At 38.7% G+C, this 15,372-nt stretch carries 8 protein-coding genes; all 8 read left to right on the top strand.

Annotated features, from left to right (window positions below; translation table 11 throughout):
- Positions 1–30: 30 nt before the first annotated feature.
- The 8 genes from AB5217_RS03445 (at position 31) to AB5217_RS03410 (ending at position 15,338) form a co-directional block, all read left to right on the top strand.
- Positions 31–924, top strand: a complete 894-nt coding sequence (locus AB5217_RS03445; protein ID WP_004300476.1) for a sugar phosphate isomerase/epimerase family protein — start codon at positions 31–33, stop codon at positions 922–924.
- A gap of 171 nt (positions 925–1,095) precedes the next feature.
- Positions 1,096–2,595: a DUF4992 family lipoprotein gene (locus AB5217_RS03440; protein WP_032854702.1), complete on the top strand. Its 1,500-nt coding sequence runs from the start codon at positions 1,096–1,098 to the stop codon at positions 2,593–2,595.
- A 29-nt stretch (positions 2,596–2,624) separates the two neighbouring features.
- Entirely contained in the window at positions 2,625–6,014 is a 3,390-nt protein-coding gene (locus AB5217_RS03435) for a SusC/RagA family TonB-linked outer membrane protein (RefSeq protein WP_070782978.1), read from the top strand.
- A 12-nt stretch (positions 6,015–6,026) separates the two neighbouring features.
- Entirely contained in the window at positions 6,027–8,240 is a 2,214-nt protein-coding gene (locus tag AB5217_RS03430) for a RagB/SusD family nutrient uptake outer membrane protein (protein ID WP_070782976.1), read from the top strand.
- 206 nt (positions 8,241–8,446) lie between these two features.
- Positions 8,447–10,186, top strand: coding sequence for a thrombospondin type 3 repeat-containing protein (locus AB5217_RS03425; protein ID WP_070782974.1), 1,740 nt, complete (start codon positions 8,447–8,449; stop codon positions 10,184–10,186).
- Positions 10,187–10,188: 2 nt separating this feature from the next.
- Entirely contained in the window at positions 10,189–10,857 is a 669-nt protein-coding gene (locus AB5217_RS03420; RefSeq protein WP_070782972.1) for a DUF3826 domain-containing protein, read from the top strand.
- 205 nt (positions 10,858–11,062) lie between these two features.
- Positions 11,063–11,986 carry a glycoside hydrolase family 43 protein gene (locus AB5217_RS03415; RefSeq protein ID WP_070782970.1) on the top strand — a complete coding sequence of 308 codons (924 nt, stop codon included), beginning with the start codon at positions 11,063–11,065 and terminating at the stop codon, positions 11,984–11,986.
- Positions 11,987–12,017: 31 nt separating this feature from the next.
- On the top strand, positions 12,018–15,338 hold the full coding sequence (locus AB5217_RS03410; RefSeq protein ID WP_070782968.1) for an MGH1-like glycoside hydrolase domain-containing protein: 3,321 nt from the start codon (positions 12,018–12,020) through the stop codon (positions 15,336–15,338).
- Positions 15,339–15,372 lie beyond the last annotated feature (34 nt).

The following is a 15,372-nucleotide window of genomic DNA, read 5'->3' as shown; positions in this document are numbered from 1 at the left end:
CTATGTAAATCGTATGCAATAAAATAAAAAATGAGAAGAAATTTATTTAAACATATCCTTTGGATATTGATACTTGCAGAGTGTTTTCCTCTATTGGCAATTGCCGGATCGCAGCAAAAGGAACAACGTTATAAAATAGCCGTATGTGACTGGATGATTCTGAAACGTCAGAAAATCGGTTCATTCCAATTGGTACATGAATTGAATGGTGACGGTGTAGAATTGGATATGGGTGGTCTTGGCAAGAGGGAAATGTTTGATAATAAATTGCGTGAGCCCCATTTCCAGCAGTTATTTCGTGAAACTGCTCAAAAATATCAATTAGAAGTTTCTTCTATTGCTATGTCCGGTTTCTATGGACAGTCTTTTCTGGAGCGGGCTAACTATAAAGATTTAGTTCAGGATTGCCTTCATGCCATGAAAGTGATGAATGCCAAAGTAGCCTTTCTTCCTTTGGGAGGAATCAAAGCCGGATGGGAAAAGATTCCGGCACTACGGACAGAAGTTGTAAAACGCTTGAAGGAGGTAGGAGATATGGCAGCTTCTGAAGGAGTGGTGATTGGTATTGAAACTCAACTGGATGCAAAAGGAGATGTGAAACTACTGAAAGAAATTAATTCTCCCGGAATCAAGATCTATTTTAAATTTCAAAATGCATTGGAGAATGGAAGGGATTTGTGCAAGGAGCTGAAAATTCTGGGGAAAAAGAGGATTTGCCAGATTCACTGTACGGACACAGATGGAGTGACTTTACCTTATAATGAACGATTGGACATGAATAAGGTGAAAAAGACGCTGGATAAGATGGGATGGATTGGATGGCTGGTAGTAGAACGTTCGCGCGATAAGGATGACGTGCGGAACGTGAAAAAGAATTATAGTACGAATATTAAGTATTTGAAAGAGGTGTTTCAACAGAGATAGGAGGATATTATGATATAGTTAATATTACAAAGAGAGAGAAAAAAATGCAAAATCTATTTTTTTTATTCTTTTAAGTGATTACATATTTTTTGATTGTACGTCTTTCCTTAAAAGATCTTTTAGATTTTGAAGATATAATATATTATTTTTGTTTAAATTAAAATTTAATCTATGAAGAGTAAAATGAAGATTAAAATGAAGATTGCCGGAAAGTTATGGGGCTTGTCAGCAATTCTTTTATTCGTTTCTTGTGCTAAAGGTTTTGATGATAATGAAACCTTTTCTGGAGGTGTGACAAATGCACAGTTGGAATCTCCTGAAAATATAAGTTTCTCTACCTTAACTAATGCTGATGGGTCAGAGAGTTTGAAGCTAACATGGCCTGTTGTTATGGGAGCTGGTGGTTTTAAGGTAAATGTTTATAATATGAACGATCCAGTTAATCCAGTTGCAGTAATAGCAGATAGTATAGTAGACGGGAGTTCAATGGTATTCCCGAAATTAGAAGATACTAATTATCAGGTCACTGTACAAACAATGGGTAATGAAAAATTAAATAATAAGGATGCTCAAACAGCTACTATTCAAGATTACAAAGCATTTGCGGCAGTTGCAACTATTCATAAAAACAATGAAATTGCAGCTTATGTTAATGCTAATATTCAAGATTTTAGCCAAGATCAGGAGCAGTGTTTTGTATTGGAGCCAGGAGGAGTTTATACATTAGATGATATAGCTGATTTTAAGTTGAATACAGTGACATTCCGCGGAGACAAAGACAATCGTCCGACTATAAAAGTTGGTGCCAATGGTGGACTTGTGACACAGGGAGGTTTAAAGATTAAGTATATTAATTTTGAGTGCACAGATATGTCCTCACAAAAAGGGATTCTTTGTTTAAGCGAAAATCCGGATGCTTCTATTACGACTGATGCTTTAGGGTATACAAATGATGGAGCTAATTCAGGATTTTATGTGATTAACAGTCCTATTATATTTCAAGAATGTAATTTTAGAAATATTCCTAATAGTTTGATTTATGGTAATAAAAAGAACTATGGTGTGAAAGATTTCCGTATTGCAAATTGTATTGTACAATTGAAAAACGAGGGTTCATATTCTGTTATCGACTTTAATGGTGGTGGGTGGATTAAAGACTTGCGAGTTGAAAATAGTACATTTTATAATTTGAATACTACATGTAGTGGTTATTTTGTACGCTATAGTAGTTCTAGTAATGCTCAACCTAAAAAAACATGGGGAAATACAGATAATACCGGTAGTATAACAATTACCTATAATACTTTCTGTAAAACAATGGCAAATAAAGATTTTGCGAATCAATTACCTAATACAAATACTTTAACCACTACTATACAATATAATATTTTTTATGATTGCTGGCGTTTATATCAAGCGATACAGTCACAAGCTAAAAGATATACAGATGGTAATACTATTTGGGGAATAACAAGGGCTTCTGAAAATAATGACACTGGAGGAAGAACGGATTCAAATGGCAAACCTTATGCAACACTTGAGGACCCTAACTTTAAAGGACCTATTGATCTTAGCTTTGACCTTACACAAGCTAAAGGTGGAGTTGATTTTAAGCCTAATGCTAGTTTAGCTACAGAAAAAAAAGCAGGTGACCCTCGTTGGTATGAGTAATATTAAATGTAATATATAATACAATAAAGATGAAACATAAAAATAATATAATCAAATTGTGCCTTGGCATATTTCTGGCTTTCACAATGGCTTTACCTGCTATTGCCCAGAAAACACAGACATTCAAAGGTGTAGTGGTAGATACGACGGGGGAACCTATTATTGGTGCTTCTGTGAAGGTGGTAGGTACAACTACTGGAACTATAACTGATTTGGATGGTAAATTTATGGTTGTTGTTCCATCTGGAAAACAGGTTGAAATATCTTATATAGGGTATATAACACAGGTATTATCAGATTTTAAGCAGACTAAGATTGAACTGAAAGAAGATACGCAGCAGTTAGATGAGGTTGTAGTGGTAGGTTATGGTACGCAGAAAAAAGCGCATCTAACAGGAGCTATTGCTACTGTACCTATGGATGATATTCAGGATCTTGCTTCCGGTAACTTGGCAAGTACGTTGAGTGGTATGGTAAATGGACTTAGCGTTAGTGGTGGAGATGCGCGACCTGGTGAGAATGCTCGGATTAATATTCGTCAAAATGATGTTTTATCAGATATTGGTGGTACTGCTTCAGAACCATTATATGTTATTGATGGGTATATTTATCCTGTAGAAGTGAAAATTGGTGATGTTACAGAAAACTTAGGAGCAACTGCATTTAATAATTTGGATCCGTCTGTAATTGAAAGTATTTCGGTTTTGAAAGATGCTGCGGCTGCTGTATACGGTGCTCGTGCTGCCAATGGTGTTATATTGGTTACTACTAAGAGAGGTAAACAAGGTGCACCTAAGATCTCATATAGTGGAACTTTTGGCGTTGTGGATGAGGTTTCGCGTGCTAAGATGTTGAATGCTTACCAATATGGTCAACTTTGGAATGCTGTACGTGCGGCTGATCCGACTGACGTATCTATTAATTTGCAAAATGATTTGTTTCAGGCAGACGAGTTGAATGCAATGAAAGGTTTGAATTATGACTTGTTGGACAAATACTGGAAAGCGGCATTGACACAAAAACATAGTATCAATATGACCGGTGGTTCAGAAAGAGCTAATTATTTTGGAGGAATATCTTATTTTGATCAAGATGGTAATCTTGGTAATCTGGATTATAACCGTTGGAACTATCGTGCTGGTGTTGATGTGAAGATTAGTAAATGGTTAAAAGCAAGTCTTCAGGTTTCAGGTGACTATGGAAAGAAAAACAAACCGAATGTGAAGGTTGGAGGTAGTAATGACGAGAAAGACTATAATCTTCTGTTAGTTCGTCCATATTATATTCCTGAAGAAGTGAATGGTATTCCAATCGTGCCTTATGGTATTAGCAATTCACAGGTAAGTTCTTCGCAAAACTATTCATTTTCTCTGCTTCAAAACGCAGGGGATTATAATAGAACAGAAACATCGAATATGAACATTAATGCGGGGCTGGAATATGATTTTGGATGGAATAAATGGTTGAAAGGGTTAAAACTAAAATTCTCTTATTCAAAGAGTATCAATTCTACAAAAAACAATCAATATGGTTCGTCATATGAGCTTTATTATATGTCCAAACGTGCTGGAAGTGGAAATCACTTGTATACACCTATCCAAGGGCAGGAATCTCTTTATGAAGAGTTGCTGGCAGAAAACAATTTCTTACTAGCTAATAATGGTTCTGCTATAAACAATGCCAGTGGGGATCCTTATTTGTCTCGTACAATGAGCCGTGCTGATAATTATCAGATGAACTTCACTGCAACTTATAACCGTGATTTTGGTAGTCATCATATAGGTGCTTTGTTTTCTATTGAAAAATCAGAGGCTGAAAGTGAATATTTAGTGGGACAGGTTACTAATCCTTATGAATTTACCAATGGACAATCGAATCTAGTTCAATATAATAGTGCATCTACTACAGAATTTAAACGTGCAGAGTCTGGTACATTATCATATATTGGTCGTGTGAACTATGCATATGCTGATAAGTACTTGTTTGAGTTCCTGCTTCGCTCGGATGCATCAACCAAGTTTGCTCCTGAAAATTATTGGGGAGTTTTTCCTTCAGTTTCTGCTGGTTGGATTATATCACAAGAAGAATGGTTTAAAAAGAGTGTGAAATGGGTTGATTATTTGAAAGTACGAGCTTCGTTTGGTTTAACAGGTCGGGATAATACGAAAGCATGGCAATGGATGCAGAACTATGCGGTTGATAAAGATAAAGGACCTATATTTGGTGTTAATACATCAACAAACGCTGGTAATCATATAACTATTAATAAAGAAATATCCGCTGTAAACCGTGATGCACACTGGGATAAGTCATATAAAGCAAACTTTGGTTTGGATTTCAATGTGTTGAATAACCGTTTATCATTCAATATTGATGGTTATTATGAGTGGAATCGCGAAATGTTACTCCCATATTCAGCTTCTATTCCAGGTACAGTAGGAACACAGTCTGCGAATTTTAATTATGGAGAGTTGGACACATATGGTATGGAGTTATCTGTGACTTGGAGAGATAAAATAGGAAAAGATTTTAAATATAAAGTGTCTGTGAATACCGGGTATACGGATAATAAGGTACTTATGATGGACTGGGAAACCAATCAACGTTATATGAAGATTCATGAAGGCAGTCGTACCGATATGGGAACATGGGGAATGCAGTGTCTTGGTATGTTCCGTAGTTATCAAGATATAGATGAATATTTCACCAAATATAATATTACATCATATATGGGTATGACTAAGGATAATGTAAAACCTGGTATGTTAATATATAAAGATATTCGTGGTGCAGAACAGACCGACGGAACTTATGCTGGACCAGATGGAGTTGTAAGTTATGAAAATGATCAAGTTCGTTTGTCAAACCGAAGTAATCCTTATGGTTTCACTACAAATTTGAGTGCAGAATGGAAAGGTATTTCTTTGTCTGCACAGATAAGCGCAAGTTGGGGAGGATATAGTTTTGTCCCAACATCGGCACTTAAGATCGGTAATATGGTTGGTTCAGGATCGGGTTCGTATACAGACTTGGAATATACCAATATGCCATCCTTCTGGAATACAGATAATATGTTTGTTTATAATGATGTAGTTGATGCGTCAGGTAATGTGGTTGTAAAAGCTAATCGCAATGCAAAATATCCTAACTTAAGATGGGGTAGTGTTAATAGTGTGAATTCAACATTTTGGAGAGTGAGTGGAACTCGCGTTAGCATGAATCGCTTAACATTAGCATATGCCATACCATCGAAGTTTACAAGATTGATAGGTATCGAAAGTTGTCGTTTTAATGTAACAGGACAAAACTTATTTAGTTTCTATAATCCTTATCCTGATAATTTTATAGATCCTATGACTTCTTATGGTAGTTATCCTACTTTGCGTAAGTTTACTATTGGTGTAAATGTGACATTCTAAAAAGAAATAACGATGAAAAGAAAAAATATAATAGCTTTCAGTGTTGCTTTAATGGCGATAGGTGCTTTCACTTCATGTAGTGACGAGTTTCTGCAAGATAAAAAAAATTACGACTATGTTGACGCAAGTACATATAATACATTCAGTGGCGCAAAAGCACGTGTAGATGATATATATGCTTGGTGCTTGCCTAATACGAGTTCCGAACCAAGTTGGAAATACAATAGTACCGGAGCAGCCGATTTACAGTCTAAGTCTACAGAAGAGTATAGTGGATTCGGATCATTCGTAGATCCTGACGCTCCGATGACCAGTCAGAGTGGAAACAATACGGTTCCTGATTATTTTCATAATAGTGGTAATAATATTCAGGCAAGTGTTTGGGGACGTATTCGTAATTGCAATGATGTTATTTACGGTATAGAGAATAGTACTCTTTCAGAAGAAGAAAAGAATGAGTTACTCGGACAGGTTTATTTCTTTCGTGCATGGTGTTACTACAACTTAGTGAAATGGTATGGTGGAGTGCCTATAATTACGGAAGTACAGGAACCAGTGGCAGGGGCTATCACTCCTCGTTCTACAACAAAAGCGTGTGTTGATTTTATTTGTGAGGATTTAGAGCGTTCAGCGCAGTTACTTGCTCCGTTTACTGAAAATGGAGGATGGCCTTCAAGTGATTTTGGACGTGTTACTTCCGGTACAGCACTGGCATTGAAAGGACGGACTCTTTTGTTATATGCAAGTCCGTTGTTTAACCGTAAAAATGATGTAGAACGTTGGAGGAAGGCTTATAATGAAATCACTGCTGATTTACCCAGAATAAATGCTTGTGGATATGGTTTAGCTAATGAAAGTAATGCCGGAGCTAATGCTTCAGGTTGGGCGAATGTTTTTTCAATGGTTGATGGCAATACAGAAGCTGTATTCGTAACGCTATATAATGATATAGCCACTGGCGGAGTACCTGATTTTAGTAAAAACAACTCATGGGAACATGGTATTCGGCCATCAAATGCCATGGGAGGTGGTGGCAAAACTCCTTCTGCTATGATGGTTGATATGTTTCCTATGGCTGATGGAAAAAGACCTTCTATGTGCAATACTTATACTACACTAGAGCAATCTTCTGTTGCTTATGATAAGAATGTTCCATTTGCCAATCGTGATCCTCGTTTTTATCGGACATTTGCTTTCCCCGGAGTACGCTGGGCTTTCAGTGGTGATCCTAAGAATGCAAGCAATAATAATCCTTATACAGGGGATAAGTATAATTTGTGGAACTATGTTTGGTATGCTAATGAGAGTGATAGAGATAATGAAGAGGCTAGTAGCTCTAATACTTATGGTGCGGATAACTTGTTGACAAATGCTAAAGGTTTCTATATACGTAAACGTTCGGATGATTTAGATGTGAATTCGAATGCCAGATATAAATTTACTCAAGCAAATGGTTTTAAATTTAGTGGTAGCCCATATTTGGAGATTCGTTATGCTGAAGTGTTGTTGAATTATGCAGAAGCTGCATGTGGTGCTGGTGAAATGGGAGTAGCTGTTGAACAATTGAAGAAGATACGTGCTCGTGTAGGATATACATCTGCAAATAATTTCGGTTTACAGACCAACTTGTCAGGTGACCAAGCTGCATGTTTTGCTGCCATCTTGTACGAACGTCAGATTGAATTGGCTTATGAAGGAAAACGTTTTGATGACTTACGCCGTTGGATGTTGTTTGATGGTGGTGCAGAAAGAGCAGAAGGTGCTCCTGACACATGGGTTCCGTCTGGTTGGAATGGAAACACTTGCACTTATTTAGGTTTTAAACAACTCAATGGACAACGCCGTGATAATCTTGAATTCCGTGTTAGTAGTACTCATGAGAGTAAAGGGCTTGGTGGTACTTCGTGGGAAATAAATGGAGTAAATCCAGATCCTCTAAAAGATGTAACACGTCCGGATGCATTAGATTTGAGACAAGCGGATATTTCCAGTCAACAGAATAAGTTAGTTGAGTTTTATAATACTTATTTGACGCGTAAAATGAAGAAAGGTGATGCATATACTACTGATCATACACCTAAATATATGAATTTTCTTCCTAGATATTACTTCCTAGGTTTTGCGGAAGGAGCTCAAAAGGCTAATCAGACATTGCCACAGACTATTGGTTGGGCAGATTATAATAATGGTGGTGCTAACGGTACTTTCGATCCATTAGCAGAATAAATTTATAATATCTGATTTATCTTGATAACGTCTCTAATATCTCTTGAATGAGAGGATTGGAGACGTTATTTTTTTGATAGGAATATGGGTTCTGAGGGAAAAAACATATTTAGGATAATAAATTCTGTTCTACTGATTACAAATCTTTTCTTCTTTCGTCTTATTATTGTATTTTTGAATTAACAACTTCACAAAACCAAATAAAAATGAAGAAGAAACAGGTACTTTTAGCAGTTTTTGCTGCAACAATGTTGACTCCGACCGTTGCATGGGCGCAATACCCACAAATATCTGGCGAAGCCAAAGAAAACTATACAAAAATGATGACTGAAGAGCGGAAACGCTCTGATGAAGCATGGGCAAAAGCGTTGCCGATAGTACAAAAAGAAGCTAGAGAAGGACGTCCATATATTCCTTGGGCTGGTCGTCCGTACGATTTGCCACAGGCTGATATCCCTTCATTCCCAGGTGCTGAAGGTGGTGGTATGTACAGTTTCGGTGGTCGTGGAGGTAAAGTGATAACTGTCACAAATCTGAATGATCGTGGACCGGGTTCTTTCCGTGAAGCATGTGAAACTGGTGGTGCACGTATTATCGTTTTTAATGTTGCTGGTATCATCCGTCTGGAATCTCCGATTATCGTCCGTGCTCCTTACGTAACCATTGCCGGACAAACAGCTCCGGGAGACGGTGTTTGTATTGCTGGAGAATCATTTTGGGTAGATACACATGATGTGGTTGTACGTCATATGCGTTTCCGTCGTGGAGAAACGAAAGTATGGCATCGTGATGACTCTTTCGGAGGTAACCCTGTTGGTAATATAATGATCGACCACTGTTCCTGTACATGGGGATTGGATGAAAACATTTCTTTCTATCGCCACATGTACGACCCGAGTGAAGGACAGTATGAAAGCAAAGATTTGAAACTTCCTACTGTAAACGTAACTATTCAAAACACGATCTCTGCAAAAGCGTTGGATACATACAATCATGCGTTCGGTAGTACGTTAGGTGGTGAGAACTGTGCATTTGCCCGTAACCTCTGGGCTAGTAACTCCGGACGTAATCCTTCTATCGGTTGGAATGGCATATTCAATTTCGTTAATAATGTAGTATTCAATTGGGTGCACCGTTCTTCCGATGGTGGTGATTATACCGCGATGTTCAATATGATTAACAACTACTATAAACCGGGACCTGCTACTCCTAAGGATTCCAATGTAGGACATCGTATCTTGAAACCGGAAGCAGGACGTAGTAAGCTGGATCATAAAGAATATGGACGAGTATATGCCGATGGAAATATAATGGAAGGCTATCCTGAAATAACTAAAGACAACTGGAATGGCGGTATTCAGATTGAAACTCAACCGAACACTGACGGATATACTGAATACATGCGTAGCTATCAGCCGTTTGAGATGCCGTATATCAATATCATGGGGGCTAAAGATGCTTATGATTATGTATTGAAACATGTAGGCGCGAATATTCCTTGTCGTGATATTGTTGACGAACGTGTGATTGAAGAAGTAAGAACAGGTATTCCTTATTATGAAAAGAAACTTCCTAAAGATGCTTATGGTGACTTAACAGGTTTGTCTCCTAAGTCAATGGGAGAAGATGGACAGTTCAAGTATCGTCGTTTACCGAAAGATTCTTATAAGCAGGGTATTATTACTGATATTCGCCAGATGGGTGGTTATCCTGAATACAAAGGTACTCCTTATGTTGATACAGACAAAGATGGTATGCCGGACGAATGGGAAATTGCTAACGGACTAAATCCGAATGATCCGAGTGATGCCAATAAGGACTGTACTGGTGACGGATATACTAATATTGAAAAATACATCAACGGTATCAGTACAAAGCATAAAGTAGATTGGAGAGATATGAAGAACAACTACGATACATTGGCTGAAAAAGGAAAATTAATGTAATTATGAAAAAGATACTGATACTATCATTGCTTTTTATTTCCGGTTGGATGTCTGCACAGGCAGTCGACTTAAATAAAGAGAATCGTGATCCTGAATATGTAAAGTCTATTGTCAGCCGGTCACAAAAGATCGTTGATAAACTCGGACTTACAGATGCGAAAATAGCCGAAGATGTTCGCAATGTCATAGCCAATCGTTACTTCGAATTAAATGATATTTATGAGGTGCGGGATGCGAAAGTCAAGAAAGTAAAAGAATCCGGGTTGACTGGTGAGGCTAAAAATGAAGCTTTGAAAGCTGCGGAAAATGAAAAAGATGCGGCACTATATCGTTCACATTTCGCTTTTCCTGCCAATTTATCTCTCTTTCTTGATGAAAAGCAAATAGAAGCTGTTAAAGATGGCATGACTTATGGAGTAGTAAAAGTGACTTATGACTCACATCTGGACATGATTCCTACTTTGAAAGAAGAAGAAAAAGCTCAAATCTATGCTTGGTTGATAGAGGCCCGTGAATTTGCGTTGGATGCAGAAAATTCGAATAAGAAACACGCTGCTTTCGGAAAATACAAAGGACGTATCAACAACTATCTGGCTAAACGTGGATATGACCTGAAGAAAGAACGAGAGGAATGGTATAAACGTATAAAAGCCCGTGGAGGTTCTATATAATTAAAAAATAAGATACTATAAAAAGAAGTGAAATTCTTTCCCATTGTAAATGGTTAGTTTGTTTGATGGTGGAAAGGGTGGCTCGGAGAGTCGCCCTTTTATCGTATATAAATTTTGAATCTATTGATTCTTCTAGTATATTTGAGTACAAATGGCGCTTTCTATCGTCTCCTCTGTATAAAAGATACAAATATAGAATATAGAAATGAAAAAGTTAAGAAATACATTAGCCGCAATAAGTCTTCTGTTTCTGGCTTCTTGTGGGGGGAACAAAGACTACTACATGTTCACTTCGTTTCATGAACCGGCTGATGAGGGGTTGAGATACTTATATAGTGAGGACGGAATGCATTGGGACAGTATTCCGGGAGTTTGGCTAAAGCCGGAACTGGGACAGCACCAGCTCATGCGGGATCCCTCGATGGTACGTACTCCGGATGGAACCTACCATTTGGTCTGGACTACAAGTTGGAAAGGTGATTTAGGATTTGGCTACGCACATTCCAAAGATCTGATCCATTGGTCGGAACAACAGATGATTCCTGTAATGGCAGACGAACCGACTACTATTAATGTATGGGCTCCGGAAATTTTCTATGACGACGAGAACGATCAGTTCATGGTCGTATGGGCTTCCTGTGTCCCCGGGCGTTTCGAAAAGGGGATAGAAGAAGAGAATAATAATCATCGTTTATACTATATCACTACAAAAGATTTTAAAACCGTTTCGAAAGCAAAACTTTTGTATGATCCAGGATTCAGCACCATTGATGCCGTTATCGTGAAACGGGCAAAGAATGACTATGTAATGGTACTCAAGGATAACACCCGTCCGGAACGTAATCTGAAAATCGCTTTTTCCGATTCTATGACCGGTCCTTATTCGCCCGCATCCCAGCCTTTCACAGAATCCTTTGTAGAAGGACCGTCTGTAGAGAAAGTGGGAGACGATTATCTAATCTATTTTGATGTATATAAGAAAAAAATTTATGGCGCTATGCGTACGAAGGATTTCCGGAACTTTACAGATGTAACAGAAGAGATAAGCATCCCTGTGGGGCATAAGCATGGAACCATATTTACGGCTCCGGAATCAGTCGTAAAAGCATTATTGGAAGAAAAGAAATAAATCCGGAAACAATTTTAAATCAGAATAAATCATGAACAACTCTGCTAAAATTCTTTTTGTACTGGCTGTCGGTTGGTTGACTACTACAGCCTTTGCACAAGATAGAATTCATTATACAGGAAAAGAATTATCGAACCCTGCTTGTCACGACGGACAACTGTCTCCGGTAGTCGGAGTACATAACATTCAGTTGGTGCGTGCGAATCGTGAACATCCCGATGCTTCGAACGGTAATGGATGGACGTATAATCATCAGCCGATGCTGGCTTATTGGAATGGACAATTTTTCTATCAGTATCTGGCAGACCCTTCTGACGAACACGTACCGCCTTCACAGACTTTTCTGATGACGTCGAAAGATGGATATCGCTGGACAAATCCGGAAATAGTGTTTCCTCCTTATCAAGTTCCCGATGGATACACCAAAGAGTCTCGTCCGGGTGTGCAGGCCAAAGATCTGATTGCCATTATGCACCAGCGTGTCGGATTCTATGTTTCTAAATCCGGCAAGCTGATTACAATGGGAAATTACGGAGTTGCTTTGGATAAAAAGGATGATCCCAATGATGGAAACGGTATTGGCCGGGTGGTTCGTGAAATAAAGAAAGACGGTTCTTACGGACCGATCTATTTCATTTATTATAATCATGGATTTAATGAAAAGAACACTGATTATCCGTATTTTAAGAAAAGCAAGGATCGTGAGTTTGTGAAGGCTTGCCAGGAAATTCTCGACAATCCGCTGTATATGATGCAGTGGGTGGAAGAAGCCGACCGTGAAGATCCTATTCTCCCGCTGAAGAAAGGATACAAAGCATTCAATTGTTATACATTGCCGGATGGACGTATTGCCAGTCTTTGGAAACATGCGCTTACCTCTATCAGTGAGGATGGCGGACATACCTGGGCAGAGCCTGTGCTTCGTGCAAAAGGTTTCGTCAATAGCAACGCGAAAATTTGGGGACAGCGTTTAAGTGATGGTACATACGCTACCGTATATAATCCGTCGGAATTTCGTTGGCCGCTGGCTATATCTTTGAGTAAAGATGGATTGGAATATACGACATTGAATTTGGTACATGGCGAAATCACTCCCATGCGTTATGGAGGAAATTATAAATCATACGGTCCTCAATATCCGCGTGGTATTCAGGAAGGCAATGGAGTGCCTGCTGATGGTGATTTGTGGGTTTCTTACAGTGTGAACAAGGAAGATATGTGGATTTCCCGTATTCCTGTCCCGGTGGAAATAAATGCTTCAGCACATGCGGATGATGATTTCTCAAAAAATAAATCAATTGCGGAACTGACTGACTGGAATATTTATTCTCCGGTTTGGGCTCCTGTTTCTTTGGAGGATCAATGGTTGAAGTTGCAGGATAAAGATCCGTTTGATTATGCCAAAGTGGAACGTAAAATTCCGGCTTCTAAAGAATTGAAAGTATCATTTGATTTGAAAGCCGGCCAGAATAATAAAGGCACACTCCAGATTGAATTTCTGGATGAGAATGGAATAGCCTGTTCTCGTATGGAACTTACTGATGATGGCATTTTCCGATTGAAAGGCGGCTCCCGGTTTGCAAATATGATGAAATATGAAGCAGGAAAGGTTTATCATGTAGAAGCAGTCCTTTCTACTGTTGATCGTAATATTCAAGTATATGTAGATGGTAAGAGAGTAGGGTTGCGTATGTTCTATGCGCCCGTGGCTGCTGTGGAGCGAATCGTATTCCGTACTGGCGTACCTCGTACATTCCCGACTGTAGATACTCCTGCCGACCAGACTTATGATTTGCCGAATGCAGGTGCACAAGATCCATTGGCTGAATATGGCATTGCCAATGTGAAAACATCTTCTACGGATAAAGATGCATCTTCTGCTTTTTTAAAGTATGCTGATTTCAGTCATTATGCAGACTATTTCAACGGTATGGAAGACGAAAATATTGTTCAGGCAATTCCCAATGCAAAGGCTTCGGGATGGATGGAGGAAAATATTCCTTTGTTCGAGTGTCCGCAACATAACTTTGAAGAAATGTATTATTATCGTTGGTGGTCAATCCGTAAGCATATCAAGGAGACTCCTGTTGGCTATGGCATGACCGAGTTCCTCGTTCAGCGTTCTTATTCAGATAAATATAATTTGATTGCTTGTGCAATTGGACATCACATTTATGAAAGCCGTTGGTTGCATGATCCGAAATATTTGGATCAGATTATTCATACATGGTATCGTGGCAATGATGGCGGTCCGATGAAGAAAATGGATAAGTTCAGCTCATGGAATGCAGATGCTGTTTTGGCTCGTTACATGGTAGATGGTGATAAGGACTATCTGCTGGATATGAAGATAGATCTGGAAACCGAATATCAGCGTTGGGAACGTACGAACCGTTTGAAGAACGGATTGTATTGGCAGGGTGACGTACAGGATGGTATGGAAGAATCAATCAGTGGCGGACGGAAGAAGAAATATGCCCGGCCGACAATCAATAGCTATATGTATGGCAATGCTAAAGCACTTTCATGTATAGGAATTCTTTCCGGTGATGAGGGGATGGCTATGAAATATGGCATGAAAGCAGATACTTTGAAAAATCTGGTAGAAAATGAATTGTGGAATACACGTCATCAGTTTTTTGAAACGATGCGTACGGACTCTTCTGCAAATGTGCGTGAAGCAATCGGATATATTCCCTGGTATTTCAACCTGCCAGATACCACCCAAAAGTATGAAATTGCCTGGAAAGAAATTATGGATGAAAAAGGCTTTTCTGCTCCTTATGGACTGACAACAGCAGAACGTCGTCATCCGGAATTCCGTACACGTGGAGTAGGCAAATGTGAGTGGGACGGTGCTATCTGGCCGTTTGCTTCCGCACAGACATTGACAGCAATGGCTAACTTTATGAATAATTATCCGCAGACTGTATTGTCTGACAGTGTATATTTCCGTCAGATGGAATTGTATGTGGAATCACAGTATCATCGTGGTCGTCCCTATATTGGTGAATATTTAGATGAGGTGACCGGTTATTGGCTGAAAGGAGATCAGGAACGTAGCCGTTATTATAACCATTCCACTTTCAACGACTTGATAATTACAGGACTGATCGGACTTCGTCCACGTTTGGATAATACGATTGAAGTGAACCCCTTAATTCCTGCCGACAAATGGGATTGGTTCTGTTTGGATAATGTATTATATCACGGTCATAATCTGACGATTCTTTGGGATAAGAATGGTGATCGTTATCATTGCGGAAAAGGATTACGCATTTTTGTAGATGGTAAGGAGGTAGGACATACAGATACATTGACTAGAATTGTTTGTGAAAATGTACTCAAATAATCTTTATTTTTAGACATAAGAACAAAAGAACATA

This window comes from Bacteroides sp. MSSM.1001136sp1_RTP21357st2_D2_RTP21359_211015 (assembly GCF_040913205.1).
Lineage (GTDB): Bacteria > Bacteroidota > Bacteroidia > Bacteroidales > Bacteroidaceae > Bacteroides > Bacteroides ovatus.
The sequence above is the reverse complement of the archived record's forward strand: the minus strand, read 5'-3'. Positions and strand labels throughout refer to the sequence as shown.